General features: G+C 37.8%; 4 protein-coding genes. All 4 read right to left on the bottom strand.

Features of this window, described 5'->3' with window-relative positions; genetic code table 11:
• Positions 1–1409 (bottom strand): hypothetical protein (locus tag IM509_RS21640; RefSeq protein WP_287717350.1); only part of this gene is annotated, 1409 nt, incomplete at its 3' end.
• Positions 1402–2952 carry a terminase large subunit domain-containing protein gene (locus tag IM509_RS21645; protein ID WP_287633038.1) on the bottom strand — a complete coding sequence of 517 codons (1551 nt, stop codon included), beginning with the start codon at positions 2950–2952 and terminating at the stop codon, positions 1402–1404. The genes IM509_RS21645 and IM509_RS21640, both read right to left, overlap by 8 nt.
• A gap of 7 nt (positions 2953–2959) precedes the next feature.
• A complete protein-coding gene (locus tag IM509_RS21650) occupies positions 2960–3775 on the bottom strand; it encodes a hypothetical protein (protein WP_287633036.1) in 816 nt (271 codons plus the stop codon).
• Positions 3776–3814: 39 nt separating this feature from the next.
• Positions 3815–4681 carry a hypothetical protein gene (locus IM509_RS21655; protein WP_287633034.1) on the bottom strand — a complete coding sequence of 289 codons (867 nt, stop codon included), beginning with the start codon at positions 4679–4681 and terminating at the stop codon, positions 3815–3817.
• Between the last annotated feature and the right edge of the window lie 102 nt (positions 4682–4783).

Here is a 4783-nt window from a genome sequence, read left to right on the forward strand (position 1 = left end):
TCAATGCCTCTTGCAGTTCCGTCTGGTCCACGCAATACATCTTCTACCGCTTGCTGAGAAATACGATTCTTATCATACAATACATTATTTCGTGCCCAAGAACGGGCTCGCGCAATGTCCGAATTAATGTCATTAATTGCGTCTTGTTGATCAAGATAATAAGTAACTTCTCCTTTAGGTTGGCTTCCTTCAACAGTTTCATGGAACCAAAGATGCTTATAAGGAAAAAACTCAATAAGCTTCAAAGGATCGTCCCAAACCCAAAGAGGCCACTCCCACTTTTGATCAGCATAAAGAAAGAGTCGTCTTGTTGTTTTATCCCAAATCCACCAAACTTTGGTGTAACAAGCTTTACGAAATTGTTCTTGAGAATCGTATCCATAGTTCTTTGCTTCTTGATGAGGATCTTTTTGAAACAAAGAAAAGTTGTTTACATCATTTTGAACGCCTTCTCCGCCTTCTTTGTCAGACTTAAGAACATGACTTGGTTCATAAATGTAAACGTAATTTCCATCTTGTTCTTTAAGATAAACGGCATTTAGATAATCAGTTTGCAGGAAATCAAATTCTGCAATCCACTGAGCATCGCTATGATCAGGTTCGATAGAAGTAGGATCGATTACCAAACGAAAAGGAGATACAAGCTTCAAAGAAGGGCCAGAAGGGTCAAGCACAGAAACCTTTTCTGTTAAAGCGGTAAGCTTTCCTTCCAGTTCTTTAATGTCACATTGTTTAAGATTAGTCTGACTATACTCTTTAGACAGTTCTTGAAGTTCTTCTAAAGCTTGTTCATTACTATCTAGCTTACTAGTGTAGCCTACTTTAATATAAGCACTGTTAGTAAGAAGAGCCCAAAGAATTCCTCGTCTAGCTTTCGACTTCATGTTAATGCCGGGAGAAGTTTTCATACTCAAAAGAGCATTAACAAGTTGTTCGCAGCAAACAGCAAAATCTTGGTTTTTTTCAGTATTAAGAGGAGTGATTTCTACACTAGGATTCTTAGCATAAAGCATAGGAAGCATAGTAGTTACATTAGAAAACACAACATTTTCGGTTTCAGTCCACTGACTACGAATTTGTCTAGCAAAACGTGTGTTTCCCGAACGACCTCCAGCACTCGAACTACGATGATTCATTTGATCATTTTCGTAATATCGAATAGCTTCAGACCAACACGTTTCAATATCAGCTTTAGCTCCTTGACCTTGCTGAATACGAGACTGCCAAAGTTTACCCAGTGATTTAGAAACTGGAATTTTAGTATCTGGCATCATTTTAAATAGAGGACCTTCATCCTCCATTTCAACTTCACTTTCGATACCAGACTTGCGAAGACTTTCAACAAGAGCAGGATTATTGAGACTAGGATCAGATTCCGTAGGATCAGAAGGAATATTGTTTTTAGGCATAACGGTGTCTCCTACTATGTGTAGTCTCAGAATCTTGTTCACGCCAACGAGTATATTTAGATGGCACAATAAGTTTGGGTTGCTTAAAAGATGCAATCTTAGGACGATGTGTCATTAGATACTTAATCATATCCATTGAGTGATCACTTCGATCATTTGGTTGATCTTCACTTTCGCCAGTTATATTATTTTTCTTCCAATAATAATCAACTATTTCTGTATCAATCCAAGTGCACTTTTTTGAAATGTATAGTCTTGGGGCACCTGATCGCTCAAAAATTGGGTGTTCATGGGCAGGATCAATATACAGGTAACTTTGAACCTTGGCAATACCAGACAAGATATCGTTATTGGCTCGACGCATGCGTATGCCTTCATCCGCAAAAAGTCCTGCTACGGTTGTTCCTACTGTTTTACTGTTTCCCGATGTTCGTCTAAACACAGCCGGATCGGCAAGAATACTAGAATTAATGTGATCATCATCTGAATTTAATTCCATATTGTGATCATAATATCCATACGTTTTTCGTATGTTTTTAATCAAAGAAGCTAAATGCTGAATGGTTCTTTCTTTTTCGTAGAATCCATCTAAAACAAAAACATTTCCTTTGTGATCAGTAAAAGAAAAACCATAACATGCTGGCTGAGCAATACCATGATCATAGGCTTCCAGTATGTTATTGTAGCTTCCAAACTGAACTAATTGCTCAAAATAATTAAGCATAATTTCATGATCTATCATATGTACTGATGGATCATAGTCTGAATAAACTAAGCCTTCATAAGCTCCCCACTTACCAAGGAGGAATCGTTCTCGCATTTGTCCTTTATATGCAGCTTCTTGAGTGCTAATAAAGTCAGCAGGAAGGTTTTCTTTGTTTTCGTAAGTAGAACCTTCAAACAATTCTACAATTACTTTACCTGTTTCTTCATCACGAAGTAGATCTGAATTGAAAATTCCATTTTCTAGATCTTGAAGAGGCTTAACTAGCTTACGATAAACCCAATTACGAGTAGGGTTACACATAAGAATCATCCAACGAGGCCCAGTTGAAGGCATCGTATCATCATCACCTTGATAGGTTGTTTGACCACGAAGACGCCCGAGAAGATCAAGAAAATCTTTTTCAACAATCTCAGGATCTTCAACCTGATCAACTACAACTAAATCATATGTAGCTGAAAGCAAGTTAGATGTGCTGCTTTCTCCTGACTTACCGCCTTGTTGAATGTAACGAAAGTTAATTACAGTTCCGTTAACAAGTTCAACAACATTATCTTGAGAAAGATTCTTACGCTTAATCCAAGATGGAGGACACCAATTAAGAAATTCTTTCCGAATGGTATCATTCAACTTAGGATAAGTAGAACGCGCAATAAGGATATTAGCTCCAGGATATTCACGTGCAATTTTTAGCGTCTTGATAATAGCTCCAGTAGTTTTACCATTACCGAAGCCACCACCAAACATTTGAACTTTAGCACGAGAGTTTTGAAATCTTTCGTGCAGTCCACCTTTTTCTATTTTATATACACGAGACATGTTTCTATTAAACTGGAGGAGAATAATAATGAGGATGACTAGAAGGTAAGCTTGATTGAATTCCCCATCGCCAAGCTAAGTATCCTTCTAGTTTTTGTCGTTCAACAGTTTTATTAGCCTTAACCGAAGCCGTAACTACAATTTCACCGATAATTGCATCCAAATAGTCATTTGCAGCCGGCGGAGTACGCCTACCCATACCAATAGGAGCACTAGGATTACTATTCCAAGCAGAATTAGTTCCTAAATTTTGATAGTAGCCATCTAGATACATTTCTGCACCTAGATCATCTTGCAGATACGACAAAACATGAAGATTAGTAGTATCTACAACAGTTGCACCGGGTGCAGTAGCATACGCTTTCCAATTATTTTGACTTGATATAGCTAGCATACCTGCTTCTAAGCCAGAGATTGGACCTCTAAAACCAGGAGAAAATTCATTATAATAAAAAAGTCCAGGATTATATGCTTGTCCTAATCCAAGTCGACGAGCTAATATTACAACTATACGAGAAGTAGCGCCATTATCTATAACATTGTTTGCAGCATAAGAAGTTGGACTATTAGCATTTTCCAGATATTGCGAACTAGAAGCAAGAAATTGAATGCCAAGTTTAGAACCTAAAGTAACAAGTTGCGGTGAACCAGAGCTTGTCAATACTACGGAAGAAACTTTATCAGTTATAGAATTAACAATATTTCCAGTGACAGAAATTTTTGTGGAATCATTAGGGTCGAACCATCCTACAAGTGTTAAAAGCCTATTAGGTGTCCACAATTTTGATGCAATCAAAGGCTTTCTAGTAGGAATAAAAGACATATTATAAACTTTCAAAAATTATTTATATTAAAAGAAATATTATGCCATATCACCGCTAGCAATAAATTCTGTATTACCCGGTCTAATACGAATTGCTACTTCAGACCATTGAGCCCTAGTCTTAGTTGAATTACCAGAATTACGGAAAGTCATTCCACTTCCTGCAACAATAGTAACTTGTCCGGCTCCAATCTGAGCAATTGAGCAGTTAAAGCCTGCAAACAAAGAAGGCACAGTCAACGTAATTGGAGAAGCATTATTTAGTTCAACAGTTAAACCATGATCGGAACTTTGAAGAGTGTAAGATGTTCCGGTTTGAGTATTAACAGTAGCTAATGGATAAGGGTGTTGATGATCATCTTTTGCTGCGGCTGTTCCAGTTCCAATAGTTCCATTTTGAGAATTGGCGAGAGCAGACGGAGCATTAGTTGTTAGAGCCGTAGTCCAAGAAGGTTTGTTAGCAATAACAGACCAATCAGGAGTAATGTCAGCTAATTGAATATACGAGGTTGAAAGAGTTTTACTTCCTGATCCTGTATAAATCCATCGATTTCCGTCTGTAGTAGTAACAATAGCTCCAGCAACAATTTGAGATTGCTGAGGAGCCGTAAGAGCGGTAAGATCACCAGACGAAATTACCTGTATTGCAGAAGTAATTACGGGAATGCGAGCAGGATCAAGTACACCAGTTGTAAGATTAGCGGCATTGTTTGTAGCAAGAGCACTACGCCATGCACCTGCGTTAACAAGAACAAACAAAGTTCTTGAAAAATCAGAAGCTCCTCCACTAGCAAAATAGTCTCTTTGAAGTTCATTCAAAGTTTCAAGATGAGCATCAATCCCAGTCCAATTATTTGTATTAGGATTGCCCGGATTGTTTCCTGATTTATCAACAACTGTAGCCATTGATTTTCTCTTAATAACCTGCAGAAATATTTGCAGCAGTAAGACCAGTAGCCCAAACACGACGAACACGGATATAATGCATGCCGGTTGGAAGATTAATAA

The sequence above is a fragment of the Microcystis sp. M31BS1 genome (assembly GCF_020245285.1).
Taxonomy (GTDB): domain Bacteria; phylum Cyanobacteriota; class Cyanobacteriia; order Cyanobacteriales; family Microcystaceae; genus Microcystis; species Microcystis panniformis.